This window comes from Lysinibacillus sp. NPDC059133, assembly GCF_042755925.1.
Lineage (GTDB): Bacteria > Bacillota > Bacilli > Bacillales_A > Planococcaceae > Lysinibacillus.
In genome coordinates this window covers 16978-34106 of the sequence record NZ_JBHZDH010000059.1, presented here as the reverse complement: position 1 = coordinate 34106, position 17129 = coordinate 16978, and the positions used below count along the sequence as shown (strand labels likewise).

11 protein-coding genes and 1 pseudogene are annotated in these 17129 nt (G+C 38.8%); 1 reads left to right on the top strand and 11 read right to left on the bottom strand.

Translation table 11 applies throughout. The features are described 5' to 3' along the window. Positions 1 to 818: 818 nt before the first annotated feature. The 10 genes and pseudogenes from ACFXN8_RS22470 to ACFXN8_RS22425 all read right to left on the bottom strand — a co-directional run bounded on the left by ACFXN8_RS22470 (position 819) and on the right by ACFXN8_RS22425 (position 13604). Entirely contained in the window at positions 819 to 1949 is a 1131-nt protein-coding gene (locus tag ACFXN8_RS22470; RefSeq protein ID WP_386847715.1) for an acetylornithine transaminase, read from the bottom strand. A gap of 108 nt (positions 1950 to 2057) precedes the next feature. Further along, the gene (gene argB, locus ACFXN8_RS22465) at positions 2058 to 2831 is read right to left on the bottom strand and encodes an acetylglutamate kinase (RefSeq protein WP_376071620.1); all 774 of its coding nucleotides are present in this window, start codon (positions 2829 to 2831) and stop codon (positions 2058 to 2060) included. Further along, the gene (gene argJ / locus ACFXN8_RS22460; RefSeq protein WP_376071618.1) at positions 2794 to 4026 is read right to left on the bottom strand and encodes a bifunctional glutamate N-acetyltransferase/amino-acid acetyltransferase ArgJ; all 1233 of its coding nucleotides are present in this window, start codon (positions 4024 to 4026) and stop codon (positions 2794 to 2796) included. The genes argB and argJ overlap by 38 nt, the downstream gene beginning before the upstream one ends. Positions 4027 to 4047: 21 nt before the next feature. Next, on the bottom strand, positions 4048 to 5082 hold the full coding sequence (gene argC / locus ACFXN8_RS22455; protein ID WP_376071615.1) for an N-acetyl-gamma-glutamyl-phosphate reductase: 1035 nt from the start codon (positions 5080 to 5082) through the stop codon (positions 4048 to 4050). 528 nt (positions 5083 to 5610) lie between these two features. After that, entirely contained in the window at positions 5611 to 7047 is a 1437-nt protein-coding gene (locus tag ACFXN8_RS22450) for a 6-phospho-beta-glucosidase (protein ID WP_386847714.1), read from the bottom strand. Positions 7048 to 7234: 187 nt separating this feature from the next. Then, positions 7235 to 9193, bottom strand: a complete 1959-nt coding sequence (locus ACFXN8_RS22445) for a beta-glucoside-specific PTS transporter subunit IIABC (protein WP_386847713.1) — start codon at positions 9191 to 9193, stop codon at positions 7235 to 7237. Positions 9194 to 9611: 418 nt separating this feature from the next. Further along, positions 9612 to 10430, bottom strand: coding sequence for a histidine phosphatase family protein (locus ACFXN8_RS22440; protein WP_386847712.1), 819 nt, complete (start codon positions 10428 to 10430; stop codon positions 9612 to 9614). Between the two features lie 17 nt (positions 10431 to 10447). Beyond that, a pseudogene (locus tag ACFXN8_RS22435) lies at positions 10448 to 10675 on the bottom strand (family 1 glycosylhydrolase); the annotation flags it as partial. Positions 10676 to 11674: 999 nt separating this feature from the next. Beyond that, positions 11675 to 12520, bottom strand: a complete 846-nt coding sequence (gene licT / locus ACFXN8_RS22430; protein ID WP_386847711.1) for a BglG family transcription antiterminator LicT — start codon at positions 12518 to 12520, stop codon at positions 11675 to 11677. 355 nt (positions 12521 to 12875) lie between these two features. Further along, positions 12876 to 13604, bottom strand: a complete 729-nt coding sequence (locus tag ACFXN8_RS22425) for a MurR/RpiR family transcriptional regulator (protein ID WP_386847710.1) — start codon at positions 13602 to 13604, stop codon at positions 12876 to 12878. Positions 13605 to 13887: 283 nt separating this feature from the next. Here ACFXN8_RS22425 and ACFXN8_RS22420 point away from each other — a divergent pair, with 283 nt between their 5' ends. Further along, a complete protein-coding gene (locus ACFXN8_RS22420) occupies positions 13888 to 15216 on the top strand; it encodes a 6-phospho-beta-glucosidase (RefSeq protein WP_386847709.1) in 1329 nt (442 codons plus the stop codon). Positions 15217 to 15760: 544 nt separating this feature from the next. On the opposite strand, the gene ACFXN8_RS22415 is transcribed toward ACFXN8_RS22420, so the two are convergent. After that, positions 15761 to 17113 carry a glucose-6-phosphate isomerase gene (locus tag ACFXN8_RS22415; protein WP_386847708.1) on the bottom strand — a complete coding sequence of 451 codons (1353 nt, stop codon included), beginning with the start codon at positions 17111 to 17113 and terminating at the stop codon, positions 15761 to 15763. Positions 17114 to 17129 lie beyond the last annotated feature (16 nt).

The following is a 17129-nucleotide window of genomic DNA, read 5'->3' as shown; positions in this document are numbered from 1 at the left end:
GGTGTTCTTTACCCCTCTGATTATTAGTCTTCACCAATCGGGTTTTTACGGGCAGTTAGCCTCTCCTAATTTCTTTGCTCTCATTGAATTCAAAGGGGGAGGACCTGACGCTTCTCTTTTGATACAGATAAATTACTGCCCGTTAATACGGGATAAAGTGAAACTTTAATCAGAGGGGGTTTTCTCCAACCCCCTCTGATTATTAGTCTTCACCAATCGGGTTTTTACGGGCAGTTACTCTCCCGCCTAAATTCGAGGCGAGAGTCTTGTACCTGACGCTTCGCTTTCGGTACAGATAAATTACTGCCCGTTAATGCGGGATAAGATTTTACTAAACTACCCAAAAGTTGCAGATGACATTTTTAAAACGTATTCTAAGTATATAAGTTGATTGGAGTGGAGGCTGGGCGACTCCGTGGGGATCAGCGATAGAGGAACGAAGGCTAAAAACATCACATCCTGTGATAACGCCTTCGTGACCAACATCGGTGCTGCTGCCGCTACGTTAGCACTTCGCTTTCGCGCAAAAAACATCTGTTGGCCCAAGCGGCTCATCGGACGCCCCCAGGAAGCTTTGCTCTGTGCGAAAGCGAAGCGGCAGCAACAATGTTTTATCTGTGCGAAAGCGTAGCGACAGCAACAACAAATGTTTTATCTGCGCGAAAGCGTAGCGTCAGCGACAAAGCGCCCAGCCGGAACGGAAATCAACCCCACGTTATGGTGATAAGTCTTTTTTGACAAGCATTAAAAAAATCTGCTAGATTTCTTGAAAAGAAGTCTAGCAGATTTATTTTTTATCGTATTTAAATGTCCAGACACTATAACAGTATCGTTTTTAAAATCGAAACTGCTTCATCGATTTCAGCTTTTGACACAGTTAATGGTGGTAATAGCCGAATAACGTTTGGCCCTGCTCCTACTAATAATAAGCCATTTTCCTCTGCCGCTGCTATATATGAGGCTACCTCAATATCGCCACAGCCAATACCAAGAAGTAAACCTTGGCCCTGTACGGTATACGTAGAAGGGAGATTCGCTTTCAACTGCTTCACAAAATATGTGGATAGCTCCTGTACATTTTGTAAAAATGCAGGTTCAAAGACATGATCAAGCACGGTTTCAGCAACACTCATTGCAAGTGGGTTCCCACCGAATGTTGTCCCATGTGTGCCAGGACTAAATGTATCATATAGCTCGGCTGTTCCAAGCATCCCACCGACAGGGAAGCCCCCACCTAGCCCTTTGGCCAATGTCACAATATGTGGCTTTAAAATCGTTTGCTCAAAAGCATATTTTGTTCCTGTTCGTCCAATACCTGTTTGAACCTCATCGATCATTAGTAATATTCCTTTGTCGTCACAGGCTTTCGCTATTGCTGCTGCGAACTCTGGTGATACACTGTTAACGCCGCCCTCACCTTGAATCATCTCCAACATAATCGCTGCGACAGAATCGTCAATCGTTGCTTCAAGCGCTGCCACATCATTAAAAGGCAGAATTGTAAACTTTTCAACAAGTGGTCCGAAGCCATTATGTACCTTGCCCTGACCTGTTGCGGACATTGCTCCAAAAGTTCGCCCATGAAAGGATTTCTCGAAAGTAATAATATGATTTTTCCCTGTATGCTTACGTGCCAGCTTAATGGCCGCTTCATTTGCTTCCGCACCACTATTACAGAAAAATGCATAAGAAAAATGTGTATCAGCTATTAATTTTTGGGCAACCTTCTCCTGACCAGGAATATCAAATAAATTAGAAGTATGCCATAGCTTTTTACTTTGATCTTGAATAGCCTCCACAATTGCAGGATGTGCATGCCCAAGACTCACTACAGCAATTCCACTTATAAAATCTAAATATTTTTTCCCAGCAGAATCTTCGACAACTGTTCCTTGCCCTTTGACAATTTGGGCGCGGCGTTTGCCATAGTTTCCAAATAAAGCACTCATCTTATCACCCCTACTTAAATTCATCGCTAAAATCTTCAATCTTACTCAACTATATTGCTACCTCTATGCCATTAGAACAGTCATTCCTACTATAAAGAAGAATAACTTTCACTGAGAACGAGATAAAATCGTCGTACCTACTAAGTTTTCCCCAACAATTTGCACTGATGGAATACCTGCATTTAAGCATTCGAGAGCTCCTTGAACTTTAGGAATCATTCCACCGTAAATATGCCCTTCCTCTATCCATTGATTAATGAAAGAAGATGTTGCTTTTGATTGATATTCATCGTTAATTCGAATACCACTTACATCCGTTACTAGTAATAAGCTATCTGCATCTAAAGCTAGTGCTATTTCGCTAGCTACCGTATCCCCATTAATATTCAATGCCTGGCCATGTTCATCTGCTCCAACGCAAGCAATAACCGGTACAATCCCCGCACTAATTAATGCTTCTAGCAAAGATGTATTGACGGTCTTTACTTCTCCAACAAAACCGAATACATCTTTGTCTAGATAATCCGCTACAATCAACTGACCATCAAATCCGTTTAAACCAATTGCAGCTATGCCGGCCGTTGTTAATTCATGAACAAGCGCTGGATTGACCTTTCCTATTAATGTTGACTGTACAATATCAATTGCAGCTTTGCTCGTTACACGAATACCGTTTAAAGCATGTGATTCTATACCGCGCACCGCTAGTTCACGGTTAATAGCCGGGCCACCGCCATGGGTAATAATAAGCTCTACACCGCTTTCTTGGAGTTTTTTAAAATTCTCAAAAAACGATTCATTTAAGCCTTCTAGCGTACTACCACCCAGCTTAATGACCATTCGTTTACGAGCGGTATGAGGCATTAATTTGAACGTAGTCATAAGTTAGATCACATCCCCAAGCATGCCCCTTGCCTTCCCCAATACCAAGTGACACATAGATTTTCACTTCATGCATTTTTAAAATCTGAATTAACCCATCCTCTGAAAACGGAACTGGCTCACCGTTTTCAACCATAGTAACACCGCCAATTTGGATCGTAATTTTTTCTGGATCAACCATTGCGCCACTATATCCTATAGCGGCAATAATACGTCCCCAGTTTGCATCACACCCAAATACTGCCGTTTTCACAAGCGGTGAACCAACTACTGTTTTAGCAATTTTACGCGCTTCTTCATCAGAAATTGCCCCTTCCACTTCAACTTCAATCAGCTTCGTTGCACCCTCACCATCTTTGGCGATCATTTTTGCTAAGTCTTGAGCTACTGTTTTCAATGTATAATAGAAGTTTTGCCAATCTGGATGGTTAGGAGTTAAAGCTTCATTGCCAGCTAAGCCGTTTGCCATCACAACTACTGTGTCATTTGTAGATGTATCCCCATCCACTGTAATTGCATTAAAAGTCAAATTAGTTATATCAGATAATGTTGCCTGCAGGACATCTGATTCAATATTTGCATCCGTCGTAATAAAACCTAGCATTGTCGCCATATTTGGTTCAATCATACCCGAACCTTTTGCAACCCCAGCAATAATAACTTCTTTACCATCAACAATAGTGCTGTAGCTTGTGTTTTTCATAACGGTATCTGTTGTTAAAATCGCTTGGGCAAAATCAATCGCACTTTCTAAATTATCCTTTGGCTCTAACTGATTAACCCCATTTGCCACTGGCTCCATATTCATAATTTCACCGATGACACCCGTTGAGCAAACACCTACTAAATTTGCCTCGATACCAAGCTTTTCTGCCATTAAGAACTGCATTGTTTGTGCATCCTTCGCCCCTTGCTTCCCTGTACATGCATTAGCATTTCCAGAGTTGACAATCATCGCCTGCATTTTCTTCGTTGTGTATACAACCTCTTTCGTTACTTTTAATGGTGCTGCCTGCACAGCATTCGTTGTAAAGACACCTGCTACACTCGCTGGTACTTCACTTACTAATACAGCTAAATCCTTTTTCTTATGCTTTAAACCACAATGTAAACCCGCAGCTTTAAAGCCCTTTGGTGAAACAATATTTTTACTTGATAATTTTTTCATAATACTTGCGGATGCTATTAATGTCATAAAATCTTTCCCCCTTTGTTTTTAAATAAAGAATGGAACGACATCTAATCCTGTCGTTTGTGGTAAATCAAATTGAACGTTCATATTTTGAATGGCTTGCCCTGCAGCCCCTTTGACTAAATTATCGATAACGCCAACGATTGTGGCACGATTCGTACGGCTATCTACTTTTACAAAAATATCACAATAGTTCGAACCTTTAACGCGGTTTGTTCCTAGACTATTTACATCTGTAACAATCCGTACAAACGGATGCTTTTCATAGGCATTCTGTAAACAAGCCACTAGCTGATGCTCTGTAACACCAGGCATAACAGGTGCATATGAGGTAGATAAAATCCCTCTAGTCATTGGCACTAAATGAGTATTAAAAGAAATGGTTGTATCGACCCCTGCAAACATTGAAATGGCCTGCTCGATTTCTGGTATATGCTGATGTGCATTTGTTTTATAGATTGAAAAGCTTTCATTTGTCTCACTAAAATGTGTCGTTTGCGATGGCTTATTACCGGCCCCTGAAATCCCACTTTTCGCATCAATTACTAAAAAGTTCGAATCAATCAATCTTTCTTTTAGCAACGGTAACAACGAAAGTAAAACCGCTGTTGGGTAGCACCCTGGATTGGCGATAAGAGGAGCATGTTGAACATTTTCTGCATTCCACTCAGTTAAGCCATATACACTTTGTTGAATGATTTCCAATGGTGCCGCTTTTTTACCGTACCACGCTTCATAGCTCGTGGGATCTTGTAAACGGAAGTCACCAGACAAGTCTATTAATTTAGGCCCTCTCCCTACCAATGGAGGTAATAGCTCACTTGTCACCCCTGAAGGCGTACTTGTAAAAACAACATCAAATTTCTCTAAAGCCCCATAATCAATTTTTTGTAAAGGTGTATCGGCTATATGAACGAGATGACCAAACTTAGAAGAAAAAATGACACCTTCTTCTGAGGATGTGAATAAATCGATCCTCTCCACCGCTTTATGATTATGTAAAAATCGAATAAGCTCTAATCCACCGTATCCGGTTGCACCAACAATTCCTACTTTCAATGCACTCACCTCTGAAATAAGTTAAAATTAGTATACTTCTGCATATTTATTAAGTCAACTGAATTTTTATTTATATCTGAATTTTTCGCAAGCTTTGTTTAATGAATGATTTTGAAAAAAGTTTAGATTACTAAACGCTATATAACAAAGAGAATACTTAGAAATAGTGACGGAATCTCTAATAGATTAACTTTTATAAAGTATTTATATAGTTAATTTACCATTTACGAACAGTTGGAAGCTGCTATTTCGTAATCATATGGTAAATTGTTTTGGATATGATGGTACATTGAGTATAGAAATTGCGCTCAACACGTTGCATAAATTGAAGAAGCCTCGCCATTTAAGGGAAGAGCCTTTTTGAATTTAAAAAAGCTGCCGCCTGCAAAATACAGACAGCAGCTTCAAAAAAGTTGCCTACCTTTTTTTAAACGTCCTTTACAAAGGGTACATTAAAAAAACTTTTTACCTTCTTGTAAGTGGAACTGGCGAAAAGTTGATTCAAGCTCCAATCTCAATCGGATTTGGTTAATCGAGATTTTCTCCGTTGGATTCAATCACTTTCTTGTACCACTGGAAGCTCTTCTTTTTCATTCTCTTTAGCGATCCCTCGCCTTCATTATCTTTGTCAACATAAATATAGCCATACCGCTTTTTCATTTCGCCCGTAGAAGCACTGACCAGGTCGATCGGTCCCCAACTTGTATACCCGATTATCTCCACGCCATCCTCGATTGCTTCAGCCATTTCCACAATGTGTTTTCTTAAGTAGTCAATTCGATAATCGTCATTAATCTCGCCTTCAGGAGTTACTTTATCGACAGCACCTAAGCCATTTTCAACCACAAATAAAGGCTTTTGATAGCGATCGTATAACTGATTCGCCGTAATCCGGAAACCCTTAGGATCAATCGTCCAACCCCATTCCGACTTTTCTAAATACGGATTTTCAACAGAACTAAATACATTCCCATTTGTCGTATTTTTTAATACTTCAGGATCCGTGCTTGTTACCCTGCTTGCGTAATAGCTGAACCCGATATAATCAACGGTATGATTTTTCAGAAGTTTTTCGTCCTCTTTTTCCATTTCAATCGTCAAATGGCGATCTTTAAAAAAGCGCTTTGCATAGCTTGGGTATTGACCTCGTGATTGCACATCAATGAAGAAAAAGGACTCATGGTCTTTTTCCATTGCACTCAAAACATCTTCCGGATGACATGTATATGGATAGGTAGACCCCGCAGCTAACATACAACCAATTTTTGCATTCGGTATGATTTCATGACAAGCTTTAACAGCAAGTGCAGATGCGACAAGCTGATGATGTGCCGCTTGATATTGAATTTGTTGTTTATTCTCTCCCTCTTTAAAAACAAGGCCAGCACCTACAAACGGTAAGTGCAGAAGCATATTGATCTCATTAAATGTCATCCAGTACTTTACTTTATCCTTGTACCTAGTAAAAAGAGTTGTTGCGTACGTTTCAAAAAAATGGACCAATTTTCGATTTCGCCAACTGCCATACGTTTCGATCAAGTGGACAGGTACATCAAAATGAGCAATCGTCACAACAGGTTCAATTCCATGATTTATAAGTTCGTCGAATAAATCATCATAAAACTGCAAGCCTGCCTCATTTGGTTGCTCCTCATCACCATTTGGGAAAATTCGTGCCCAAGCCACGGAAACACGCAGTACTTTGAATCCCATTTCCGCAAACAAAGCAATATCCTCTTTAAATTGATGATAAAAATCGATCGCACCATGGGATGGGTAGTATTCTCCTTCGATTGGTTGAAAGGAATTGATTTGTCCAGTCATCACTTCCCAACGTTTTTTGCCGGTCGGCAGCAAATCAACAATTGTTAATCCCTTTCCATCTTTAAAAGAAGCTCCTTCAGCCTGATTGGCAGCGATCGCACCGCCCCATAAAAAGTCTTTAGGAAATATTAAATTAGACATACTAAAACTCCTTTACAATAGTAGTGGAAGGGATAACGTGCATTGTGAGTTCGACAACGCTTCCCTTCTTATTGATAAAACAGAGATCACTTACGCCTAGATTTTAAAAGGGCATGCCCCCAACCCCTTCAAAATTGCGACATCTGCCAGAGGAGGCTTCCCTTCCGACTGAATACTAACTTATCACTTAAAGAAGTGGCAAACTGCTGCCTGAAGTTACACCCTCGAACTCGATTAAACGATCACCGACTTCAACGTGCTTAACTTCCGTTATCACTAGATTGTAGTTATCAGAATTGGTCACAACGATTGGTGTTGTTACAACGTATCCCGCTGCCTTAATTGACGCAATCTCAAATTCAATCAGAAGCTGCCCTTTCTCTACACGAGTACCTAGTGCTGTATGAGCAGTGAAATATTTCCCATCAAGTTGGACAGTATTCATCCCTAGATGAATTAAAATTTCTACCCCTTGATCAGTTGTAATCCCAATCGCATGATTTGTTGGAAAAAGCGCAGAAACCGTTCCGGAAGTGGGTGAAAATAATTTCCCTTCTACAGGCTCAATGGCAACTCCTTTTCCGAGTGCACCTGATGCAAATGCTGCATCTTTCAGATCCGATACACTCATCACTTCACCCGTTAATGGGCTCGCAATCACATCATTCTCAACAGGCATTTCAGGTTCTCTGCGGTCCGTATTTTGTGTTGCGACTAGCGTATTTCCAGCAGCTTGCGCCGTTTTTGTTCCTCTTCCCATTCCAAATAAAAATGTCAGGATAAACGCGAATACAAAACCGACAAGAATCGCGATAATGACGCCCGTAAATCCAGCAGTGAACCCGTTTTCCGGATCGATAAAGGTTGGAAAAGCAAAGATTCCTAGGCCCCCCATCATAAAACTACGAGTTCCCGACACTCCTAGGATTGCTCCTCCAACAGCAGCAGCAACACAACTCATAATAAACGGTTTTTTCAATGGAAGGGTCACGCCATAAATCGCTGGCTCGGTGACGCCGAAAATACCAGAAATAAATGCTGGAATACTAAGAGTTTTCAACTTTTGCTGTTTCGTTTTAATCCACACTGCCAGAACAGCTCCGATTTGTGCGAAAGAAGCCGCAAATGTCAATGCTAAAATTGGATCTGAACCCAAAACCGAAATATTGTTTATCGCAACCGGAATCAAACCCCAGTGCAGACCGAAAATAACAAACACTTGCCATAAACCACCTAGAAAAGCTCCGGCCACTAATGGGCTTAGTTCATAAATCCAAATTGTTCCTTGTCCTAAAAGTTGACCAGCCCATGTTGCAATGGGTCCAATGACCATGAATGTAATCGGTACAACAACAAGTAATGTAAAGAAAGGCACCAAGAACATTTTCACAACATCGGGAATTATTTTTTTAAACCCATTCTCTACTTTTGCCCCAAAATAAGCGGCAAGAATGATCGGAATAACAGACGATGCATAAGACATTAAAATAACTGGAATCCCTAAAAATGTTATATGAATAGGTGATTCAATTATCGTGCCCGCAAACAATGTGTAAAGGGGTTCACCAGCTGTTAGACCCGACAGCGTTGGATAAACCATTGAGGCTCCGATGGCCATCCCGATAAAAATATTTCCCCCGAATTTCTTACTAGCTGTGTATCCGAGGAAGATTGGGAAAAAATAAAACAACGAATCGCCAATCGCATTTATGATTTGATAAGTCCCTGAAGTATTGCTTAACCAGCCAAATGTTACAAACAGAGCATTAAATCCTTTAATCATCCCGGTTGCCGCTAAAACACCAAGAATCGGAGTAAAGATACTCGAAACAACGTCGATAAATTGGGTAAATAACCCTTCTTTCTTTTTATCAACATCTTCTACAGACGCTTCTGTATGAAAATCACCAACCTCGACAACTGCTTTATAGACATCTGGTACATGATTTCCGATAACCACTTGATACTGACCACCACTTTTCATGACCGTAACGATGCGTTCCATATTCTTTAGGACATCAGTCTGTACCTTTCCTTCATCTTTTAACTTAAAACGCAAACGAGTAATACAATGAACAACGCTGATCACGTTTTCCTTACCACCAACATTTTCAATAATGTCTTTTGCCAATTGTTCATACTTCAACTGATCCCACCTCCACTTTCTATCCTTTTTTTACAAATGAACACAGACATCAATAAAACACCACATAAGCTAGGTCTCTTAAACCAGATCCCCCCTATATTAGGAATATTAAATCGAAAAGTCGTTCTTTTTTTGAAAAGAGCAAGTCCAGCAAGTGGGGTTCAAAACAGCAACCCAATTTATTAGTAACGCTTTCTCAATAATGCTTCCCATCACCTTTAATGTGAGTCGTTGTCACACATTGAGCACTCCTAGATCAGTAACCATTTTGCTAGTGAGAAAACATCCAACATGAGTGATGGTATTTTTTTCAATTAAAAAACCTGATTCGACTTGGAAACAGGCACAATTCATACATCGTGCCGTTCAAAGCAAATCAGGTTATGCCCAAAGATGGTAACATTCCTTCAAAAGATATTTAATTTTGCCCTGCTTCAATATAGCTTAAGTCGTTGACTTTATCTAGCGTATACTTTCCATCTTTATATTTCACTGTACAAACACTAGCGTTTTTCAAACCGCCTTCAGGCATCTTAAAATCATCAAACAATGTAGCTAACAATGCAGAGATACTTAATCCATGTGAAGTGATCAATACTTTTCCTGTCCCTTCATTCTTCATCTCTTTTTCAACGATGTCTTCAATACCTGCTTTAAGTCTGGTGGTAATCGTCTTATAGTCCTCTGCTGGCCAGTTGATTTTTGCATCTTCAACATTTTTAGCATCTAATTTTGCTAAACTATTAGCAAATGATTCAGGTGTCACATTTTTCATGAACTCTTCTAATGTAACACCTTGATCATCTGCAATATCCTGCCACATCGTATGATTCAAATCACCTTCATACGTACCAAAGTTGAATTCTCTTAATCGCTCATCTGTAATAACTTTTAAATCGGATGATTTTTCATTTTCTTTCACAATCAGATTGGCTGTCTGGATAGCTCTACCACTGTCACTGCTGTAAACATTTTGAAATTCAACATCCTTTAATCCAACCCCCGCAGCGGTTACAACTTCTTCTCCTGCTTTCGTCAATACTGCATCTGACCAGCCTTGAACACGATCAGTTGTGTTCAGCATCGTTTTACCATGACGTACGATATACAGCGTCAATTCTTCTGGTGTCTTTTTAGCTGTTGCAGCATCGTCTTTTTTCCTATTGCCAGTACTACACCCTGCAACTACTAATAAACCTAACATTAATATCCCTAATATTTTTGCTAATCTTTTCATCTTTTTACCCCTCCTTTTTATGTGTTCGTTAAATCTTCCCCATTTGTAGCGATTATTTTTTTATACCAGTCAAATGATTTTTTCTTCGAGCGTTTCAATGTCCCATTGACTTCATTGTCGCGATCGACATAGATAAAGCTATACTGTTTTTTCATTTCTCCAGTTCCCGCTGAAACAAGATCGATACAGCCCCATTTTGTATAGCCCAGTAGATGAACGCCGTCCAGTTCTACAACGTCTTTCATGGTCTGGGTTCGGCAGTCCAGGTTCAAAACAGGAACCCAATTTATTAGTAACGCTTTCTCGATAGCCTTCCGCCACTTTTAAGGTGAGTCATCTGCACATATTGAGCACTCTTAGATCAGCAACCATTTTGCTAGTGAGAAAACACCCAAAACAAGTGATGGTGATTTTTTCAACAAAAAAACCTGATTCGACTTGGAACAAGGCACAATTCATACATCGTGCCGTTCAAAGCAAATCAGGTTATGCCCAAAGATGGTAACATTCCTTCAAAAGATATTTAATTTTCCTTAGATTATTCACCAACATATACAAAATTCCATAGAAAAACTAACCTATCAGCTTTTCTGTTGGATTAACTTTTTTACTTACAAATATAAAAAAAATCCATTTCTAGTAAGGTTGTTGCGTTGAAACAAACACCAAAGAAAAGAATTCTTATATTGACTACTTTATCGCAAGTACCCTTATATTTCATTCGTTTTATTAAATTAACCCAAGTTGCTTAACAGGGTTCTCATGACCGACAATTTATCTAAAACCTTTTAAGTAATCAATAGAATTAGTTAACTAATAAGTAGTAATGATTCTAAAATTAAATATGTTGATTGATTAGAGGAAGTATTTTCTCTACTTTATTAATAGTTACTTTTTTCATAGTATCCGCCTCCATTATTAGTTGTTTTTTAATAGATTGACAATTGTCTTGCAATCATAATATCCCGGTTTGAGCGAAAAGTCAAATTTTTCAGTTTTTTTAAAAATCTTATGTTTTTTATTCATATAGAACTTTCATGAGTTTTTCACTCCCAACCCTGACATGAAAAATAGGGTGTATTTGCCCAGAATGTGAGTACATAAACAGGATTTAAGAAGTGGCTTTTTTTTGGTGACATAGACCCTGGAAATAAAATTTTTGAGTGAATTTGGTGTTAAGCTCCTTTAAATGTAGAGTATCACTACGGACAGAAAAATGCTTATCTTTTATTCAGATGAACCATCTAATTCGTGTATCGGTTGATGATACGATGAATGTGCAATGTTAAATAAGTTATTTCTTCGTTCGATATAACCCAGCCGTACGTATTCTCCAAATAGACCATAATCTTTTGACTGCACTGAAAGGCCGTTGAATATTTCTTTTTTACTTGTTTATAAAGAAATGGGTCATTTCTTTTGGTCTCTTTCTCTTTCCGAATAAACCGGATTGCAGAGAAACGAAGATGTGTTAAGAAACGTTCATGGTTGACTGAACTTTCATCCAATTCCATCCGAAAATGATATTTAACAATATTCAAAATATCGTTAACAATTTCAGTAACTCGCACGGCTGAAGCCATATCTTCACTGAATAATTGACTGTTCACTAAATGCAAGGCAATCGAAGCGGCCTCATCTTCCCCAAGTCGGATTCCTGTATCACTTTCAATGATATCTAAGGATTTTAAGGCAATTTGAAACTCCTGCTTATAATATTTTCGAATTTCCCATAACAACACGTTCTTTAAATAAATCCCTTGTTTGTGTCTGCTAATCGCGAAGCTTAAGTGATCGGTTAATGCAACATATAAATATTCATCCAATTTGCTTGAAAGTTCGGATTGGGCATAGTCAAAAATTTTCGAAGAAATATTCACGTATAGTTCAGAAGTATCTTTCAATAAAATAGAAAGCTTCTGAGAGATCTCATGGTTTTCCAATACAAAGGTCTTTTCAATTCTGGAAGCATCAATAGTCTCACCAATTTTCTTCTGAAAAGCCAATCCCTTCCCCATAACTACAATTTCCTGATTCAATTTAGTAGTCGTCACAACGACATTATTGTTTAAAATCTTTTTGATGTTCATTTAGACTCCCCCTTCACAAGTTGTTAAATAAAAATAACGATGACAAAATGTGGATTTAAGAATAGCCTGTAGCGATTCGATTACAAACGTAGATCTTGCCTACCAAACAGGAACAACACATGCATTCACCTGTAAGCGCTTTATTTTTTTATTATCTTAACAAATTATAATCGTTTTTGGTAAGAACTATATACATTTTGAGTTCTACAAAATGTATATAATAAACATAAGAAGACGATGACAAAAGAGAGCGGGCGTAAGTTTAAAAGAGTTCGCTCGAAACACTGAAATTGTCTAAATAAAGATCAAAAAATATTTTTTATTACCTTCTACGTTGACAAGGGGAGAATCGTAACTAGTTTTCTTCTTGAGTAAGTCTATAGATTTCTCGGGCCACTGATTCTAAGATATAAATAACGGGTACCTGTGTCGTAATATCTGTGTTTTTAAACCGTTCTTCTGTTACATAATAAGGAATATTTATATCAGAGATTTTCGCAATGGTCGAATGTTTACTATTGGTAATGCTAATAATCTTACTTCCTTCTTGTTTCAACTGATTGATATGAGTGACCGTAAAATCATTTTCTCCTCTGACGGATAAAGCGATTGTTACGCTATTTGAGTTGGCTTGAATCCGAAAGAACGGATCTTTTATATACATAGAAAATTTACCTAAGTTTGAGAAATATCGTGCTCCGTATTCAGCTAGAATACCAGAACCTCCGATTCCAATAAAAATGACATTATCTGATTCTGACACAAAACGAGCAGCTTCCCTAATATTTTCTTCTAGATTTCCTGTTAACGTCCTCTCAAAAAATTCCATTACAGAATGCCCGGAGCCTTTTAACTGAATCGCTTTATTTTCTTTTAAATGCCATTTAAGCTTCACTTTAAATTCTGAAAAGCCCTCACAATTTACTTTTCGACAAAAACGTAAAATCGTAGCGGTTGATACATGGGTTTCATCTGCAAGTTCACGTATCCGCATATAGATCACTTTTTCGCCGTTTTGACAAATATAGTTGTAGATAGATGTCTCTAACTCATTGAATGACGCAATCGCCTCAATTGTAAACATGTCTAAATGATTCTCCTTTCCTTATAAAATAGGGAGACAACCAGTACAATACTTTGGAGGTATCGTACCATATCTTTTCAATAAAACATAACGTTACATCGTTGTAACAAATACGTTCTTTTGTTATAAAAAACTAAATGCTCTTTCCCTCTTCACCATCTTACTGAATCGGGTTTACAATCAAATCAGAGAGTGAGAATACGTCACTTTGTAATTCCCTTAAGAGTTAAGAACAAATTACACGATTGCTAGATTTGCTAAATTATACGGAGGTGCTTAGACGATGACAAAAGGGATTAAAATTGCAACAATTGGCGGAGGATCAAGTTATACACCTGAATTAGTAGAGGGTTTCATTAAACGCTATGATGAATTACCTCTAAAGGAACTATGGTTAGTCGATGTAGAAGCTGGAAAAGAAAAGTTAGAGATCGTTGGAGAGCTTGCCAAACGCATGATTAAAAAAGCAGGACTTCCCATCGAAGTGCATTTAACACTTGATCGAAGAGCTGCTTTAAAAGATGCGGATTTTGTAACGACTCAATTTCGTGTCGGACTGCTAGATGCTCGTGCAAAAGATGAAAGAATTCCATTAAAATATGGTGTCCTTGGTCAGGAAACAAACGGACCAGGCGGTTTATTTAAAGGATTGCGGACAATTCCGGTTATTTTAGATATCTGTAAAGACATGGAAGAGCTCTGTCCTGATGCATGGTTAATCAACTTTACAAACCCTGCTGGCATGATAACAGAAGCCATATTGCGTTACTCTACCATTAAAAAAGTTGTCGGCCTATGCAATGTTCCAATCGGAATGGAAATGGGGATTGCCAAGTTACTAGATGTAGACCATTCTCGAATTCGTATTGACTTTGCAGGTCTCAATCATATGGTTTATGGATTAGACGTTTATGTGGATGGCGAGAGCGTTAAAGATCAAGTCATTAATCTGTTAATGGATCCTAATAATAGCAGCTTTGTTAAAAATATCGAAGGCTTAGGTTGGGAACCCGCGTTCATTAAAGCTCTTGATGTTCTAGCTTGCCCTTACCATATGTATTACTACAAAACAAGCGAAATGGTAGAAAGAGATACTGAAAACGCTAAAAAAGAAGGGACTCGCGCCGAGGTCGTTCAAAAGTTAGAAACCGAATTATTTGAACTATATAAAGATCCGAACCTAGCGATTAAACCACCTCAATTAGAAAAACGTGGTGGCGCGCATTACTCGGATGCAGCAGTTCGCTTAATTACGTCTATCTATACAGACAAAAGAGACATTCAACCAGTTAACACACGAAATAATGGGGCAATCGCCAGTATTCCAAATGACTCGGCAGTAGAAGTGAGTTGTATTATTACAAAAGACGGTCCTAAACCAATTGTTATGGGAGATCTTCCTGTACAAGTTCGGGGGTTAGTCCAACAAATCAAGTCATTTGAAAGAGTAGCAGCGGAAGCCGCAGTAACAGGGGACTACAATAAAGCAGTTCTTGCGTTAACGATTAACCCACTGTCTCCTTCTGACACCATTGCCAAAGAAATTGTAGATGAGATGTTAGAAGCACACAAAGAATTTTTACCTCAGTTTTTTCAAAACGTTACATCCTAAAAATACACCAGTATACGTTGACACTGGAACAATCCGATGATCGCCAAAAGGGCTTGGGAATGAAAAATTCCCAAGCCCTTTTGAGTTGTTCAATTTTATTCGTGTAAATAACTTTTGGTTTTCTCGTCATGCTCCTAGCAGAGGCTAGTCCCTTTCTTTGTCCATCCAACTTGAATGATGCGTTGAAAATAGATCCGGTTTTGACAATTCTCCAACGAGAAAGAAGGAAATCGAAATAATTGATCGTTTCATTTGGTTAGGAAAAGATGAATTGACTTCTTTTTGAAAGGCATTTATCAACGATCATTAAGTTTTGCGAAAATCGGGAGGGTGTATGGCGATAATGTCCTATTCCCAAAGCTGTTTGGATTTGGTGTGAACCTTTATCTTCTTGCTTTCCGTTCCTACTGTCAGGAGTAGAGTGGAGTGGAGTGGACTTGCACCACGGAGTTATCACATTCGCCAAGCGCATACCAAAAACCAGTAAAAGCAATAACACTTCTACTGGCATTTAATGTAATCGGATTCAATTTAATTTCAAACGTCATTTTTGCAGTCGTTTCTCCAACAGAGCTTGTTGCTTTTCAAAACCTGGTTTTCCAAGCAAAGCGAACAAATTTGTCTTATACGCTTCAACCCCAGGTTGATCGAATGGGTTAACCCCTAACAAATAGCTACTCATAGCGCATGCCAGTTCAAAAAAATACACCAAATATCCAAAATGATATTCGTTCAATTCAGGAATTGTAATAAGCAAATTAGGAACGCCTCCATCAGTATGCGCGAGCATCGTTCCTTGAACAGCTTTATTATTGACAAAATCAATCGTTTTCCCGGCTAAATAGTTGAGATCATCCAAATCTGTAGCTGCCGCTTCAATTGTCAGTTCTTCGCGAGCTTTTTTCACATTCAATACCGTTTCAAATAAGTTGCGACGCCCCTCTTGAACATACTGTCCCACGGAATGTAAATCGGTCGAGAAATTAGCCGAAGCTGGAAACAATCCTTTACCATCTTTTCCTTGACTCTCTCCAAAAAGTTGTTTCCACCATTCCGCTACATAATGCAACGAAGGCTCGTAATTGACAAGCACCTCTGTCGTCATCCCTTTATCGTATAAAATGTTCCTCACAACAGCGTATTGATACGCTTCGTTCGTGACAAGAGAAGGATCATTAAAATCGTTTTGAGCAGCAAGAGCCCCATCCATCATTGATTGAATAGACAGACCACTGACTGCGATCGGTAAAAGGCCAACAGCGGTCAGTACAGAAAAACGCCCACCTACGTCATCTGGGATAACAAAACACTCATATCCTTCGGTCATCGCGAGTGTTTTAAGAGCCCCTTTCATTTTATCGGTTGTTACATAAATTCGTGATCGTGCTTCTTCTTTCCCATACTTCTCTTCTAGGAATTTTTTTAAAATACGAAAAGCAATCGCTGGCTCTGTAGTTGTTCCTGACTTTGAAATAACATTGACAGAGACATCCTTCCCTTGGAGTAAGGAAATCAGATCGCTTATATACGTAGAGCTAATATTGTTGCCAACAAAAAACACTTGCGGCTTTTTTCGTTGTTTTGACGATTGTATATTATAAAAGGAATGATTTAATGCCTCGATCGCGGCTCTTGCTCCTACATAAGAACCACCTATCCCGATGACAAGTAGGACATCGCTATCAGCCGTTATTTTTCGAGCAGTCGCTTGAATTCGTGAAAACTCTTCTTGATCATACTTCTGTGGTAGATCAAGCCAACCTAGATATTCGCTTCCTGCTCCTTTTCGACTATGTAATGAATGATGCGCCGATGTAATAAAATCTTGCTTGTACTTCATTTCATGATGCCCCATAAATCTCAATGTTTGATCGTACTGAAAACAAATTTTTTCCATCTTAAAATGCCTCCTT

What these genes read in the sequence shown, in the direction of transcription:
- ACFXN8_RS22415 (WP_386847708.1), bottom strand. Translation starts at nt 17,113, where the DNA reads ATGGAAAAAATTTGTTTTCAGTACGATCAAACATTGAGATTTATGGGG.
- ACFXN8_RS22425 (WP_386847710.1), bottom strand. Translation starts at nt 13,604, where the DNA reads ATGTTTACAATTGAGGCGATTGCGTCATTCAATGAGTTAGAGACATCT.
- ACFXN8_RS22450 (WP_386847714.1), bottom strand. Translation starts at nt 7,047, where the DNA reads ATGTCTAATTTAATATTTCCTAAAGACTTTTTATGGGGCGGTGCGATC.
- ACFXN8_RS22420 (WP_386847709.1), top strand. Translation starts at nt 13,888, where the DNA reads ATGACAAAAGGGATTAAAATTGCAACAATTGGCGGAGGATCAAGTTAT.
- argB (WP_376071620.1), bottom strand. Translation starts at nt 2,831, where the DNA reads ATGACTACGTTCAAATTAATGCCTCATACCGCTCGTAAACGAATGGTC.
- ACFXN8_RS22440 (WP_386847712.1), bottom strand. Translation starts at nt 10,430, where the DNA reads ATGAAAAGATTAGCAAAAATATTAGGGATATTAATGTTAGGTTTATTA.
- argJ (WP_376071618.1), bottom strand. Translation starts at nt 4,026, where the DNA reads ATGACATTAATAGCATCCGCAAGTATTATGAAAAAATTATCAAGTAAA.
- licT (WP_386847711.1), bottom strand. Translation starts at nt 12,520, where the DNA reads ATGAACATCAAAAAGATTTTAAACAATAATGTCGTTGTGACGACTACT.
- ACFXN8_RS22470 (WP_386847715.1), bottom strand. Translation starts at nt 1,949, where the DNA reads ATGAGTGCTTTATTTGGAAACTATGGCAAACGCCGCGCCCAAATTGTC.